We start from the raw sequence: 14,641 nt of genomic DNA, 5'->3' as shown, positions 1-14,641 counted from the left end.
CCCGCAACCCGGCGCAGGAATAAGGAAGTACGAATGTCGTGGACCGACGAGCGGATCGATGCGCTCAAGACGATGTGGGAGGCGGGGCAGACCGCCAGCCAGATCGCCGAGGCGCTGGGCGGCGTCAGCCGCAACGCCGTGATCGGCAAGGCGCACCGGCTGGGGCTGCAATCGCGGCCGTCGCCGGTCAAGCCCAACGAGGCCGCGCCGCTCGATGTCCCGGCCGAGGCCGAGCCCGAGATCGTCGCAGCGCCGGTTGCCGCCCCGGCCAGCCCGGCGCCCGCGCCGGCACCCGAACCGGTCACCGCTGCGCCCGCCATGGCGGCAGAGGACGATACGGTCGAGGACGAGGCGGACGAGGATGAGGACGAGGATGTCGCCGCCGCGCCGGTGCGTCGCGAACCGCAGCAGCCGGTGCTGCGCTCGGTCGGCCCGGGCGGCTTCGTCCGTCAGTCGCCCGGCGAGCAGCAGCCGCCCTCCACCCCGGCGCCGCCGCGTCGGCTCGTCCCGGCCAAGCCCTCGCCCGAGATCGCCGGCAAGACGACCTTGCTCGATCTCAACGACCGGATCTGCAAATGGCCGCTCGGCCATCCCGGTGAGCCCGACTTCCACTTCTGCGGCGACAAGGTGAACCCCGGTTTCCCCTATTGCGTCGCGCATTGCGGCCACGCCTATCAGGCGCAGCTGCCCCGTCGCGACCGCCGCCCGCCGCCGCCGCTGCCGTTCGGCGGCCCGCGGGTCCGCTGAGCCAGCGTCGCATCCGAACAACCCGCGCCGAGTGATCGGCGCGGGTTTTTCGTGCCTCAGCGCTTCGTTCAGAAGCGGAAGGCGGCGGTGGCGCGGAGCGAATGCCAGCGGAACATCGTGTCCGACCGGCGGAAGTCGGTGGAATTGCCACCCGCGGCGATGATGAACGGATTGGTCGCGGGCGCGCTGCCTTGCGTCACGCGGACGCGGGCGTCGTCGTCGCGATATTGATGGTAGCTATATTCCATCCCGATCGAGAAATGCTCGCCGAGCTTCTGCTCGACGCCGCCCCCGCCGACGATGCCGAACTGCTTGCGCTTGCCGAACTGGCTGAACGCATTGGCGGTGTTGGTCGAGGTGAAGCTGCGATCGATATTGGCATAGCCCGGACCGAAGGTGCCGTAGAACAGCGTCGTGCCGGGAGCATAGCCGATCCGTCCGCGGACGCTCGCCTCCCACTTGACCTCACGCGTCATCACGTAATTGGCGGGCGTGGTCGAGAAGCCGCTGACGCTGTCGGTGATCTCGGTCTTGCCGAATTCGCCGAGCGCGCCGACGACGACGTTGCCGATCTGCGAATCGAAGCCGACGCGACCGTAATAGGACCAGCCGTCGCGATCGTTGGCGCAGCCGCCCGCCTGCGGCGTCGCGCCGCGCGCGCGTCCGTTGCAGAAGCCGGGCGAGAAGGCGTTGGCGCCCGCCGCCGTCGTCACCGTATCGCCGAAGCTGCCGTTCGAGCCGCGATCGAACAGGATCGACGATCCGACATCGTTGGGCTGAACGTCATAGCCGCCGGCGCCGCCGATATAAAGGCCGGAGAAGGGCAGCGGCTCGCCGCCGTCTTGTGCCTGCGCGGCAGTGGCAAAGGATGCGGCGACGATTGCGCCGAGTAACAGGGTCTTGCGCATATTCTCTCCCGGAGTGTTGCAGCGTCGCAGGAACGAGTCAGTGCGGCGGGATATGCATGGTCAGACGGATTCACCTATAGTGTTGCAAATATGCACCACCTGAGCAATAATCGAGCAACATGTGGGTGTGGCGGCGGAACCGAACGAAGGTCGGCGGGCGGCTGGCGTTGGGCGCTCTGTTCCCGTATGGTTCCCGGTAATGGCCAAAGACCTTTTCGCGTCCGCCGCGGCGCCCGACAGTTCGTATGACGCCTCTTCGATCGAAGTGCTGGAGGGGCTGGAGCCCGTTCGTCGCCGCCCCGGCATGTATGTCGGCGGCACCGACGAGCGCGCGCTGCATCATCTCGCCGCCGAGGTGCTCGACAATGCGATGGACGAGGCGGTCGCCGGCCATGCGACGCGGATCGAGGTGACGCTGGAGCCGGGCAACCGGCTGACGATCGTCGACAACGGCCGCGGCATTCCGGTCGATCCGCATCCGAAATTCCCCGACAAGAGCGCGCTCGAGGTCATCCTGTCGACGCTCCATTCGGGCGGCAAGTTCGCGGGCAAGGCCTATGCGACCAGCGGCGGTTTGCACGGCGTCGGCGTCTCGGTGGTCAACGCGCTGTCGTCGGACACGATCGTCGAGGTCGCGCGCGATCGGCAGCTCTATCGCCAGCGGTTCAGCCGCGGCGTGACGCAGGGGCCGCTCGACCATGTCGGCGCGGCGCCCAACCGGCGCGGCACCTCGGTCGCCTTCACCCCCGATACCGAAATCTTCGGCCCCGATCTCGGCTTCAAGCCCAAGCGGCTCTATCAGCTCGCCCGCTCCAAGGCCTATCTGTTCGCCGGGGTCGAGATCCGCTGGCATTGCGCGCCCGAACTGGTCGAGGGGACCGACACGCCTGCCGAGGCGGTGTTCCAGTTTCCCGGCGGTCTCGGCGATCATCTCAAGGAGCAGCTCGGCACGCGCGAATGCGCGACCTCCGATTTCTTCGCCGGCAGCCAGGACTTCCCCAACGAACAGGGGCGGGTCGAATGGGCGGTCGCCTGGCCGCTGTGGAGCGACGGCAGCTATAGCTGGTATTGCAACACCATCCCGACGCCGGACGGCGGCACCCACGAACAGGGGCTGCGGCAGGCGCTGGTGCGCGGGCTGCGCGCGTTCGGCGAGCTCGTCCACCAGAAGAAGGCGAAGGAAATCACCGCCGACGACGTGATGATCGGCAGCGAGCTGATGCTCAGCGTCTTCATCCGCGATCCGCAATTCCAGAGCCAGACCAAGGACCGGCTGACCAGTCCGGAGGCGGCGGGACTGGTCGAGAAGGCGGTGCGCGATCATTTCGACCATTGGCTCGGCCATAATATGGAGCGCGGCAAGGCGCTGCTCGGCTATGTGCTCGACCGGATGGACGAACGGCTGCGCCGCAAGGCGGAGCGCGAGGTCAAGCGCAAGACCGCGACCAGCGCGCGCAAGCTGCGCCTGCCCGGCAAGCTCACCGACTGCGCCAGCGACGGCAACGAGGGCACCGAGCTGTTCATCGTCGAAGGCGATTCGGCGGGCGGCTCGGCGAAACAGGCGCGCGACCGCAAGACGCAGGCGATCCTGCCGATCCGTGGCAAGATCCTCAACGTCGCCAGCGCGACCAGCGCCAAGATCATCGCCAATCAGGAGATCGCCGACCTGATCCAGGCGCTCGGCTGCGGTACGCGCAAGGATTGCGACGCGAGCCAGCTGCGCTACGAACGCGTCGTCATCATGACCGACGCCGATGTCGACGGCGCGCATATCGCGACGCTGCTGATGACCTTCTTCTTCCAGGAAATGCCCGACCTCGTTCGCCGCGGGCATCTCTATCTGGCGCAGCCGCCGCTCTACCGGCTCACCGTCGGCGCGAAGTCGCTTTACGCCCGCGACGATGCGCATCGCGAGGAGATCGAGCGGACCGCCTTCAAGGGCAAGAAGGTCGAGGTCGCGCGTTTCAAGGGTCTCGGCGAAATGAACCCGTCGCAGCTGCGCGAGACGACGATGGACCCCAAGACGCGCGGCATGATCCGCATCACCCTGCCGCAGGAATATGAGGAGCGGGCCGGGGTGAAGGATCTGGTCGACCGGTTGATGGGCAACAATCCCGCCCACCGCTTCGCCTTCATCCAGGAGAATGCGGCGCGGCTCGACGAGGAAGCGATCGACGCCTGATCGGCAGGATCAGGCGCGGGCGGCGGCCAGCGAGGCGAGCGCGTTCTGCGGGGCACCGCGCAGGTGGATGGTCACGTCGTCTTCGTCGACGACGAACCCGATATCCTCAAGCGCGAGCTTGAGATGGATGCGGGTGAGGTGATCATTTTCCCGCAACGCAAAGACGGTGTCGGCTTCGGTCATCGCGGTCCAACTCCACCCCGACGGCGCCGTTCCTCCGGTTAACTATCAAATTGGTTCGATTCGTCGCGTTGGCCGGCATTCCTGCTCTGCATCAGGACGATCGTCTCCCCGACCGCTGCGGGCGTGGCGCGGCGCATCCGCCTCATCCCCGCACCGGGCCGGGCGCAAAGTCCTGCGGCTCGGCGGCGGCCTGCGCGCCGGAGGGCGGGTCGAACAGATGGTCGAGCATCGCCGCCATCGCCTGATAGCCCTTGCCGGTGAGCCGAACGCGGACGCGGCGGTGGTCGGCAGGATCGGCGTGGCGCGACAGCAGCCCGGCTTCCTGCAGGCGGTCGATCCGCCGCATCGCGCTGGTCGTGCTCTCGCCCGACATCAGCGTCAGGTCCTTGACGTAGAGGCGCTCGCCGGTGCCCGCCGCGACGAACAGGTCGATCATCATGTCCCAGGCGGGATCGACCAGCAGGTCGCGCGGCAGGAAATGGCTCATCCGCGCGCGCAGCTGCCGCGCCTGCCGCGCGCGGGCGAGCAGCGCCGGCGGGAAGCTCGGCTGCACCGCCTCCGGCGCATTGGCATCGGCGGCGATCGCTGCGGCGAAGGCGGCGTGATCGAGCGGCGGGCTCATCGTTCGCGCAGCGCCTCCTGCGCGCGGTTGAGCGGTTTGAGCAGATACTGCAGCACCGTCTTGCTGCCGGTGTGGATGTCGACCGTCGCGACCATGCCCGGCGTGATCGGGAAGCGCCGCCCCGCCGTGTTGACCAGCGAATCCGCCTTGGTGCGCACGAAGACGCGATAATAGAGCAGCTCGGGCTTCACCTCGTCGCGGATCGTATCGGGCGAGATGGTGGTGACGACGCCGTCGAGCCCGCCGTAGATCGAATAGTCATAGGCCGTCACCTTGACCTTGGCGGGCTGGCCGGGGCGGATGAAGGCGATGTCGCGCGGCTGGATGCGCGCCTCGATCAGCAGCCGGTCGTCGAGCGGCACGATCTCCATCACCTTGCCGTTGGGCGGGATCACCCCGCCGATCGTCGACACCTCGATGTTCTTGACGACGCCGCGTACCGGCGAGCGCAGGGTGAGGCGGCTCAGCGTGTCGGCGCGGCCGCGGATCACCGGGCCGAGCGTGTCGACCTGCTCCATCACCTTGGCGAGGTCCTGCCGCGCCTCGACCGAATATTGCGAGCGAAGGTCGGCCTTCTTGAGTTCGAGGTCGGCGCGCTGGCGTTGCAGGCGCAGCACCTCGACGTTGCTCGCCGCGCCGACGGTGATCAGCGACTGGCCGATCGACACCTCGCGGCCGATCAGCGCGAGGCTCTGATCGATGAGACCGACCGAGGATTGCAGGCTGCGTCGCCGCGTCTCGTACAATCGTGTCTCCGCGGCCTTGAGGTCGGGAAAGCGGTCGAGCTCGGGCGAAAAGCGCAGCGGCGTGCCGTTCGCCTCCGCGGTCAGCCGCGCGGCGCTGGCGAGGGCGGCGCGATATTTGGCGGCGCTCTCCTCGACGGTCGATCCCGCCTGCGTCGGGTCGAGCTGCGCGAGCAACTGCCCCGGTGTGACGATATCATCCTGGTGGACGAGCAGCGTGGCGAGGATGCCGCCCTCGAGCGATTGCAGCACCTGTTCGTGGCTGGTCGGCACGACGCGCGCCTCGCCGGTCGCGACTTCGTCGAGGCTGGCGAACGCCGCCCAGCCGAGCAGGACGACGAACAGTCCGGCGAGCAGCCACACCAGCCGCGTCGCGGTGATCCGCGCCGCCTCGCCGTCGCCGCCGAACAGATGGTCGTCGTCCATCGCGATGCTGGTCATGCCGCCGCGCTCCGCGTGCCGCGCATCGTCGCGAGGATCTGGTCGCGCGGCCCGTCGAGCACGATGCCGCCCTGATCGATGACGATGATCCGGTCCATGATGTCGAGCATCCGCGTCCGGTGCGTCGCGACGACGATCGTCCGGTCCTGCCCCCATTGGCCGAGCCGCTGGATGAACAGCCGCTCGGTCGCCTCGTCCATCGCCGCGGTCGGTTCGTCGAGCAGCGCCACCATCGGCTGGCGCAGCAGCAGCCGGGCGAGCAGCAGCGCCTGCACCTGCCCGCCGGACAGGCCGCGCCCGCCTTCCTGGATGACATGGCCGAGGCCGTCGCGCAGCCGGCGCAGCATCGGCTCGGCACCGACCATGTTGAGCGCGGCCATGATTTCGGCGTCGCTCGCCGCGGGGGCGCCGAGCGTCAGATTCTCGCGCAGCGTGCCGTGGAACAGGCGGCTTGATTGGGTGAGCAGGCCGACGTCGCGGCGGACGTCGGCGGGGTCGATCTGATGCAGCGCGAGCCCGTCGAGCAGCACCTCGCCCGACACCGGCCGCAGCATGCCCGACAGACCCTGGAGCAGCGTCGACTTGCCCGCGCCGTTGCGGCCGAGGAGCGCGATACGCTCGCCCGCGGCGATGTCGAGCCCGGCGACGGTGAGCGCCGGCGGGGCATTGGGATCGGCATAGCTGAACACCGCATGGCGCAGCGTGAAGGCACCGTTGACCGCGGGCAGGGGGATGCGGTGATCGGCATCGGCGCTGTCGACGGGCAGCGCCATGATCTGGTCGAGGCTGCCCATCGCGACCCGGGCATGCTGCCAGCGGCCGAGCAATTGCGTCACCTGCGCCATCGGCGCCATCATCCGCGATCCGAGGATCGACGTGGCGACGAGCACGCCGGTGGTGATGCTGCCGGCGATGACCAGCGGCGCACCGACGAAGATGATCGCGGCATAGACGCCGTTCTGCACGCTCTGCGTCCACACCGACAGGCTGTTGGTCAGCCCGCGCAGCCGCAATTGCGCCTCGCCCGCGACAGCATTGTAGTGGTTCCACTGGCGGTGGAACCGCTCCTCCGCCTGCAAGGCCTTGATGTCCTCGATCCCCTGGATCGCCTCGACCAGCATCGCGTTGCGCAGCGACGATTCGCGCATCGATTCGGTCGCGAGCTGGCGGAGCCGGCGCTGGGCGAGCAGGCCGGGGAGCAGCAGCATCACCAGCGCGACCAGCGGCACCAGCGCGAGCATCCCGCCGATATACCAGAGCAGGCCGAGGAACATCAGGAAGAAGGGCAGATCGGCGACCGCCGCGATCGTCGTCGAGGTCAGCATGTCGCGCACCTGATCGAGATCGCGGAGCTGGGCGATGAAGGTGCCGGTCGAGGCGGGGCGCGCGGCGTTGCGGACGCGCAATGCATGGCCGAATACCCGGTCGGAGATGCGCAGGTCGGCGCGCTTGCCGAGCACATCGACGATATTGGTGCGCAGCCGCCGCAGGGCATAGTCGAAGCCGATCGCGACGAGCACGCCGACGAACAGGATGGTCAGCGTCGGGATCGACGCCGCCGGCACGACGCGGTCATAGACCTGCATCGAGAACAGCACGCCGGCGAGGCCGAGCAGATTGGTGACGACCGAGGTGACCATGACATGGCTGTAGGCGGGGGCGTCGCGCATCAGGATCTGGCGCAGCCAATGCTCCTGATAGGGGCGGATATAGGTATCGACCCGCGCATCGGGCGCGGCGCGCGCCGGTCGCGGCACGACGAATCCGGTCGCCGCGGCGCGCAGCTCGGCGACGGGGCGGCGGGTCTGGCCGCCGCGGTCGCCGGGGAGGATCAGTTGCGCATGGTCCTCGCCGTCGATCCCCTGGATCAGCGCGATCTCGCCGTCGCCGAAGCGGGCGATCATCGGCAGCCGCCAGCCACTCAGCCGCGCCTCCTGCGGCGAGACGAAGCGGAGGATAAGACCGGTCGCGCGCGCCAGTGCCTGGATGCGCGCCTCCTCGCTGCCGCCGAGATCCCATTGCGCGGCGAGCCGCGCGCTCTGGTCGGAAACCGGCAGGCGATAGGCGCGCGCGACGCGGCCGAGCAGTTCGAGCCAGGCATCGACCGCGCCCGGCGGCGCGAAGGCGACGCTCACAGCGTCACCCCGCGGATCGCGGTGCCGGCCAGCCCGAACGCGTCGCGCATCCGCCCGGCCGTGAACAGGCAGTCGATATGCAGTCGACGCAAGTTCTGCGTGGTATTGACCGCGTCGAAGCGCACCTGTTGCAATTCCTGTTCGGCATTCAGCAGGTCGACCAAGGTCCGGGTCCCCATTTCGAGATATTGGATGCGGTAGAGCCGCCCGGTCTCGCGCATGTTGGTCTCGCGCGAGCCGAGCGTCGCGGCGAGGCGCGACAGGCTGTCGATCTGCTGCTGCGCCTCGGCGAGCTGCGCGCTGCTTTCGTTGCGGACGCGGCGCGCGCCCGCCTCGGCGGCGGCGAGGCGGAAGCCGGCGCTGCGCACCCGCGCCTTGGTGAGGCCGCCGGCGAAGATGTTGCTGCTGACGCGCAGCCCGAAATTGTAGATGCTGCGATCGCCGAACGGCGATCCGACGTCGGTCGAGGCATCGCCGCCGAGCGACAGCGTCGGATAACGGTCGGCGCGGCTGCGGCGCAGCTCGGCGGCGGCGCGCTCGGTCTGCGCATCGGCGGCGGCGATGGCGGGGACGCCCTGCCACGCCGGTGGCGGCCCGGCGCAGCCCTGATCCAGCCAGCCCGGAACATCGCTCGCCACGCCGGCGGGGGGCAGCGGATGGCCGAGCAGGAAGACGAGGTTGCTGGTCCAGCGCCGCTCCTCCGCCTCGACCTGCGTCAGGCTCGCCTGCGCCGCCTCGACGCGGGCCTGCGCCTGCAACGCATCCGATTGGGTGGCGGCGCCCATCGTCGATCGCTGGCCGACGAGGTTGCTGATCTCGGCGATCCGGGCGAGCTGGTCCTGCGCGATCAGCCGCTGCGCGCTGGCGCGTTGCAGTTCGATGATCGCATAGGCGGTGTCGCGGATCAGCGTATCGACCGCGAGCAGCAACTCGGCGCGGCTGACGCGGGTGCCGGCGCGTGCCGCGGCGACGTCGCTCGACACCTTGCCGAAGTCGTAGAGCATCTGCGACGCGCCGAACTGCGGCCGCGGCCGCCAGGTGCCGCTGACCCGGCTGTCATAGCCGCTGCCGAGGCCGGCGCTCAGCGTCGGGCGATAGCCGGCGCGGGCCGCGGCGACATCGGCGTCGCTCGCCGCGAGCGTGCCCGCCGCCTCGATCACCGACGGGTGCCAGGCGACCGCATCGCGTGCCGCCGCCTCCAGCGTCAGCGCGTCGCCGCTCGCCGCCCGACCGGCCGCGCCGACGAGCAGGCCCGCCGCCGCCATCCCCACTAGAACTCGCATCGAACGCATCGGGACCTCTCCTGCGCCGCAGGAAAGGCCCGTTCGCTTAACAAATGATATAGTTCAATGTGTCAGCAGCAATACTTTAGATGCACTTTGGATTGCTTATACAACATGATTGACGACTGACTGATGATGGGTCGGATCGTCCGGCGTGGCGAGATAGTCGAGCGGATCGGCGACCGGCGCGGGGGCGGCGGCGATCGTCGTGTCGGTCGTTGTCGTCTGGGTCGTGCTGCCCGACACATGCGTATCGAGGTAGCGTGAGAGGACGATGCCGATGTCGCCTTGCCCTTCGAACAGGTCATAGGTGGCGAGGCTCTGCGCGGTGGCGACGCTGCTGTCCGCCCCCGTCGCGGCCGTGGCGGTATGGCCGTCGAGCGCGACAGTGTGGCTGTCATTTGCAATCATTGTCGTATCGATCGACACCACATCGGGTTCGATACTTTGCACCGGCGCGATCGCATAATGGACCGCCGCCGACGCATTGTCGCCGGGGACGTCGATCGTCACCGTCAGAGTCGTGGTCGCGACACTGCCGTTGGGCTGGACAAGCTGATAGGTGAAAGTGTCGCTGAGGTCGGTCGTCGAATAGGCGAGCGATGCGCTCGGCTGGTAGACGTAATGGCCGACCTCGTCGACGGTCAGCGTGCCGTGCGCGCCGGTCAGCGTCACCGGCGTCTCGCCGACCTCGGTCAGCGTCGTCGCCGCGGCGCCGCTGCCGACCCGCACCGCGATGAAATCGCTGTGGGCATTGTCGTTGGCGAGGAGGTTGCCCTCGACCGCCGCCGGACTGACGACGACATGGCTGTCGAGCAAGGTCGTCGTGCGTCCCAGCGTCACATTGGTGCCGAAGCTGGTGCTGACCGTGCTGTCCGCCGCCAGCCGGTAGCTGTAATGGCCGGCGGGCAGGTCGTTAAGCGCGAAGCTGGTCGACGCCGTGCCGCCGAGCAGCGCCAGTTGCCGCACCGTCGTCGTCGCATTGGTATCGGTGTTGGTCAGCGTCAGCGTATAGGTCGGCGCGACCGACAGCGCGCTGGTCGAGGTGGCGCTGAGCGTGATGTTGGCCTTGGTTGCGGGATTGATGACGAACGCCCCCGTTCCCTCGCCGTGCGCCCCGACTGCGATCGGCGCCAGCGGCAGCTGCACCAAGGGCGTCGCCGTGAAGCTGGTCGATGCGACCGGCGCGGTCACCTCGACGACGTTCTGATAGGTCACCGGGGCGATCGCGACGTCCGCCGTCACCACCGGCGGTCCGCTGATCGCGCCGCTGCCGATCGTGATCGACAGATTGGCGGTCTCGCGTTCGCCGTCGCTCGGATCGAGCAGCGTATAGGCGAAGACGTCGGTATGGCCGATCGCGGTGGCGCTGGTCGATGGCGTGTAGCTGTAGCTGCCGTCGAGATTGATGACGAGCGTGCCCCATTGGCCGGCGACGACCGTGCCGTTGGCGGTGACGTCGGTCACCGTCGTGCCGTTGGTCACCTGGGTGATCGTCGTGCCGGGGGCGACGACGTCCACCGCGCCGGTGGGCCCGGCATCGCTGACGACGTTCCCCGTCACCGCCACCGGGCGGACGCCGCCGACATCGGTATAGTCGATGTCGACGCCGCTGACCGACAGGCTGCCGAGCACGCCGGCGCCGACGCCGAGCCCGCTCTGATAGGTGACGAAGGCGCGATATTCGCCGGGTGCGAGTGTCTGCGCCGCAGTGAGATCGCCGTTGAGCAGGCCGAGTTCGAGCAGCGACCCGCCCGATGCGCCGTTGACGGCGACCCATTGCGTGCCGTCGAACCGTTGCACGACGACGCTGTAGCCGCTCGTCGCCCCGATGCTGATCGCCGAGTCATAGGTGAAGGTGGCGGCGAGGTTATGCCCCTGTGCGACGGTGAAGCGGATATTCGCCTCGCCAAGCGCCTCGGCCTGCAGGTTGAGCGCCCCTGCGGACAGCAGCGCGCCATAGGTGACGCTGCCGATCGGCGTGGGCGCCGCGGCGACGACGGGAAGCAGGTCGATGGTCGCATTGGCCGCATTGTCGAACGCCTGGATATCGAACGGAGCGATGACCGAGGCGGTGGGGGAGACGTTGCCGGCGGGGTCCGCCTGCGTCACCGTCAGCGTCGCGCCGGTCAGCTGCGCCGCGGTCAGCGCCACGGTGAAACTGCCGTCGTTCGCCACCGTCGCCTCGCCGAGCAGCGTCGTGCCGCTGCGGACCGAGACGCGTGCGCCGCTCTCGCCGACGCCGGTCAGCGTCGTGCCGGCCGCGCTGACCGCGAGGGCGGTCGGTGCAAGCGGTGCGGTGATGTCGGGCGCGACCAGCGCCACCGCCGGCGAGGGGTTGTTCGCCGGATCGGTCTGCACCGCGGTCAGCGATTCGCCATTGCGCTGCGGCGTCGTCAGCTCGGCGACGTAACTGCCGGAAACGGCGACGATCGCGCTGCCGATCTCGACCCCGGCGGCGGAGCGGATCGAGACGCGTGCGCCGGCCTCGCCGGTGCCGATCACCTGCGTGCCGCCGCCGATCACGCTCGCGGTCGGCGCGGCGGGGGCGGTGAGGTCGGGCGCGATCGCCAGCACCGGCGTCGAGGGCGTCCCGCCGCCGACCGACTGGGTGACGTCGAGCAGTTCGCCGTTGCGCTGCGGGACTGTCAGCGTCACCGAATAGGCGCCGGTGCCATCGGCGGTGCCGGTGCCGACCGTCACTCCGTTGAGCATTACCACGATCGCCGCATCGGCGGCGGCGGTGCCGGTCACCGCCACCCCGTCCGCGGTCACGCTCGCGGTCAGCGCGACCGTGGTGGCGAGGTCGGGGGCCGCCGCCTGCACCGTCGGCGACGTGTTGGTCGCGGCATCGGTTTGCCGGACGGTGAGCAGTTCGCCATTCACCTGCGGCGTGGCGAGCTGCACAGCATAGCTGCCGGTCGCGGTGACCACGCCGCTGCCGAGCGGCGTGCCGTTGGCGGCAAGGACGGTGACGGTCGCGCCCGCCTCACCGGCGCCGATCACGAACTGGCCGTCGCCGGTGACGCTCGCGCTCGGTGCGTCCGGTGCGGTGAAGTCGGGCGCGGTGACCGCCGTCGCGGCGGAGGTGCCGCCGCCGTCGCTCGCGGTGGCGGCGAGCAGTTCGCCATTGCCCTGGGCGGGCGTGAGCGTGACGCTGTAGCTGCCGTCCGCCGCGGCGGTCGCACGCCCGAGGACATCGCCGTCCGGCGCGGTGACGGTCACCGTCGCGCCTGCCTCGGCGATGCCGGAGACGGTGGTGCCGTCGAGGGACACCGTCGCGCTCGGCGCCGGCGGCGCGAACAGGTCGGGCGCGGTCAGCGCGATACCCGGCGAGACGTTGTTCGACACGTCGGTCTGGGAGACGGTGAGCGGCTCGCCGTCGACCTGTGCCGGGGTCAGCGCGATCGTGTAGCTGCCGTCCGCCGCCACCGTCGTGGTGCCGAGCACGGTCGCCGTGCCGGCGGCGGTGACGGTGACCGTCGCGCCGACCTCGCCGGTGCCGGAGATGCTCGCGCCGTCGGCGGCGATCGTCGCGGTCGGCGCGAGGGCGAGGAGATCGGGCGCCTGCGCGCTCGTCGGCAGCGAGCTGTTGAGCGCGGCATCGGTCTGCACCGCGGTGAAGGTCTCGCCGTCGAGCCGCGCCGGATCGATCGCGACGCTGTAGACGCCATTGGCGTCGGCGGTGACCGTCGCGGTGAAGTTCGGTCCGGTCACGGTGACGCTCGCCCCGGCCTCGGCGATGCCGCCAGCGCTGGCGCCGTCCGCGGCGACGATCAGCGTCGGTGCGGCGGGCGCGGGGATGTCGGGGGCGAAGGCGGCCACCGGCGGCGAGACGTTGCCGCCGCCATCGGTCTGCGTCGCAATCAGCCGCTCGCCATTCGCCTGCGGGCTGGTCAGCGTCACGCTATAGCTGCCGGCGTCGGTGACCACGGCCACGCCGAGCGGCGATCCTGTCGCATCGGTGACGGTGATCCGCGCGCCGGGCTCGCCGGTACCGGTGACGAACAGGCCGTCGGCCGAGATCCCCGCGGTCGGCGCGGCCGGGGCGATCAGGTCGGGCGCGGTGACGGTGGCGGCGGGCGAGACATTGCCCGCCGCATCCGCCTGCGTCGCGCTCAGCGTGCCGCCGTTGTTCTGCTGCGCGCTCAGCGTCACCGTATAGCTGCCGTCCGCAGCGACGGTGGCGGAGCCGAGCGGCGTGGTGCCGGCGGCGATCGTCACGACCGCGCCGGGCTCGCCGGTGCCGGTCACCACCGTCCCGTCGGGATTGACCGCGAGGCCCGGCGCAGCGGGGGCGGTGACGTCGGGCGCGGGCGCGGTCACCGACGGCGAGACGTTGCCGCTCGCATCGGACAGCGTCACGCGCACCGTCTCGCCGTTCAGCTGCGCCGGGGTGAGCGCGACGGAGAAGCTGCCGTTCGTCGCCACCGTCGCGGTGCCGAGCAGGGTTCCGCCGGCATCGCGGACCATCACCATCGTGCCGGGCTCGCCGCTGCCGTTGACGAAGGCGCCGTCGCCGCTGACGCTCGCCACCGGGGCGAGCGGTGCGGTGGTGTCGCCCGCGACCAGTCCGATCGGCGGCGAGACATTGCCGGTCGGATCGGCCTGGGTCACGCTCAGCAGCTCGCCGTTGGTCTGCGCGGTCGCCAGCGTCACCGCATAGCCGCCGGCGCTCGAGACGATGGCGGTGCCGAGCGGATTGCCCGCGACGTCCCGGACGACGATCGCCGCGCCGGGCTCGCCGCTGCCGGTGACGATCGCACCGGTCGCATCGAGCGTCGCGCTCGGCGCCGCCGGTGCGGTGAGGTCGGGGGCAATCGTCTGCGTCGGAGCGGAGGCGCCGACGATATCGGTCTGGGTGACGTACAGCGTCTCATGGTCGACCCGCGCGGGGCTGAGCGTGACGCTGTAGCTGCCGTCGGCGGCGGCGGTGCCGGTGGCGATCACCGTACCGGCGGCGTCATAGACGGTGATCGTCGCGGCTCCGACGCCGCGTCCGGCCACCGCCGTGCCATCCGGGGCGACCTCGGCCGAGGGCGGCGGGGGCAGGGTCGCCGGATTGAGATCGGGCGCGACCGCGCTGATCACCGGCGAGACATTGCCGGCCGCGTCGCTCTGCCGGACGGTCAGCACCTCGCCGTCCGCCTGCCGGGTCGCGAGCTGTACGGTATAGCTGCCGTCGGCGGCGACGGTCGCGCTGCCGATCTCCAGTCCGACCGGGCTGCGCACCACCACGGTCGCGCCGGCCTCGCCGGTGCCGCTCAGCGTCAGCCCGTCGCCCGCGACGCTGCCGGTGGGTGCAGCGGGGGCGGCGAGGTCGGGCGCGGTCAGCGGCGTCGCCCGCGAGGCGTTGCCGCCGGCATCGCTCTGCGTCACGCTCAGCGCCCTGCTGTC

At 70.1% G+C, this 14,641-nt stretch carries 9 protein-coding genes; 2 read left to right on the top strand and 7 right to left on the bottom strand.

Annotated features, from left to right (window positions below):
• The first annotated feature begins 33 nt into the window (after positions 1–33).
• Positions 34–747, top strand: a complete 714-nt coding sequence (locus tag BW41_RS10355; protein ID WP_037534215.1) for a GcrA family cell cycle regulator — start codon at positions 34–36, stop codon at positions 745–747.
• A gap of 68 nt (positions 748–815) precedes the next feature.
• Here BW41_RS10355 and BW41_RS10350 read toward each other — a convergent pair whose 3' ends face one another.
• On the bottom strand, positions 816–1,655 hold the full coding sequence (locus BW41_RS10350) for an outer membrane protein (RefSeq protein WP_037534213.1): 840 nt from the start codon (positions 1,653–1,655) through the stop codon (positions 816–818).
• 199 nt (positions 1,656–1,854) lie between these two features.
• Between BW41_RS10350 and parE the strand changes: the two genes are divergently transcribed.
• Positions 1,855–3,837 (top strand): DNA topoisomerase IV subunit B, encoded by a 1,983-nt coding sequence (gene parE / locus BW41_RS10345; RefSeq protein WP_037534211.1) that lies wholly within the window; start codon positions 1,855–1,857, stop codon positions 3,835–3,837.
• A 9-nt stretch (positions 3,838–3,846) separates the two neighbouring features.
• Here the strand turns inward: parE and BW41_RS21235 are convergent, their stop codons facing one another.
• The 6 genes from BW41_RS21235 to BW41_RS10320 all read right to left on the bottom strand — a co-directional run bounded on the left by BW41_RS21235 (position 3,847) and on the right by BW41_RS10320 (position 14,623).
• Positions 3,847–4,020, bottom strand: coding sequence for a hypothetical protein (locus BW41_RS21235; protein WP_153810799.1), 174 nt, complete (start codon positions 4,018–4,020; stop codon positions 3,847–3,849).
• A gap of 142 nt (positions 4,021–4,162) precedes the next feature.
• Positions 4,163–4,642 (bottom strand): MarR family winged helix-turn-helix transcriptional regulator, encoded by a 480-nt coding sequence (locus BW41_RS10340; protein WP_051583431.1) that lies wholly within the window; start codon positions 4,640–4,642, stop codon positions 4,163–4,165.
• Positions 4,639–5,826, bottom strand: a complete 1,188-nt coding sequence (locus BW41_RS10335) for an HlyD family type I secretion periplasmic adaptor subunit (protein ID WP_037534210.1) — start codon at positions 5,824–5,826, stop codon at positions 4,639–4,641. The genes BW41_RS10340 and BW41_RS10335 overlap by 4 nt, the downstream gene beginning before the upstream one ends.
• The gene (locus BW41_RS10330) at positions 5,823–7,961 is read right to left on the bottom strand and encodes a type I secretion system permease/ATPase (RefSeq protein WP_037534208.1); all 2,139 of its coding nucleotides are present in this window, start codon (positions 7,959–7,961) and stop codon (positions 5,823–5,825) included. Before BW41_RS10330 ends, BW41_RS10335 begins: the two co-directional genes overlap by 4 nt.
• A complete protein-coding gene (locus BW41_RS10325) occupies positions 7,958–9,253 on the bottom strand; it encodes a TolC family protein (RefSeq protein WP_235199727.1) in 1,296 nt (431 codons plus the stop codon). Before BW41_RS10325 ends, BW41_RS10330 begins: the two co-directional genes overlap by 4 nt.
• Before the next feature lie 96 nt (positions 9,254–9,349).
• Positions 9,350–14,623: a BapA/Bap/LapF family large adhesin gene (locus BW41_RS10320; RefSeq protein WP_161773129.1), complete on the bottom strand. Its 5,274-nt coding sequence runs from the start codon at positions 14,621–14,623 to the stop codon at positions 9,350–9,352.
• Between the last annotated feature and the right edge of the window lie 18 nt (positions 14,624–14,641).

It is taken from the genome of Sphingomonas sp. RIT328 (genome assembly GCF_000632225.1).
Taxonomy (GTDB): Bacteria; Pseudomonadota; Alphaproteobacteria; order Sphingomonadales; family Sphingomonadaceae; genus Sphingomonas; species Sphingomonas kyungheensis.
The sequence above is the reverse complement of the archived record's forward strand: the minus strand, read 5'-3'. Positions and strand labels throughout refer to the sequence as shown.

Bases quoted from the DNA above. Each gene is read 5' to 3' on its own strand.
- BW41_RS10355 (WP_037534215.1), top strand. From the start codon at position 34: ATGTCGTGGACCGACGAGCGGATCGATGCGCTCAAGACGATGTGGGAG.
- BW41_RS10350 (WP_037534213.1), bottom strand. From the start codon at position 1,655: ATGCGCAAGACCCTGTTACTCGGCGCAATCGTCGCCGCATCCTTTGCC.
- parE (WP_037534211.1), top strand. From the start codon at position 1,855: ATGGCCAAAGACCTTTTCGCGTCCGCCGCGGCGCCCGACAGTTCGTAT.
- BW41_RS21235 (WP_153810799.1), bottom strand. From the start codon at position 4,020: ATGACCGAAGCCGACACCGTCTTTGCGTTGCGGGAAAATGATCACCTC.
- BW41_RS10340 (WP_051583431.1), bottom strand. From the start codon at position 4,642: ATGAGCCCGCCGCTCGATCACGCCGCCTTCGCCGCAGCGATCGCCGCC.
- BW41_RS10335 (WP_037534210.1), bottom strand. From the start codon at position 5,826: ATGACCAGCATCGCGATGGACGACGACCATCTGTTCGGCGGCGACGGC.
- BW41_RS10325 (WP_235199727.1), bottom strand. From the start codon at position 9,253: ATGCGTTCGATGCGAGTTCTAGTGGGGATGGCGGCGGCGGGCCTGCTC.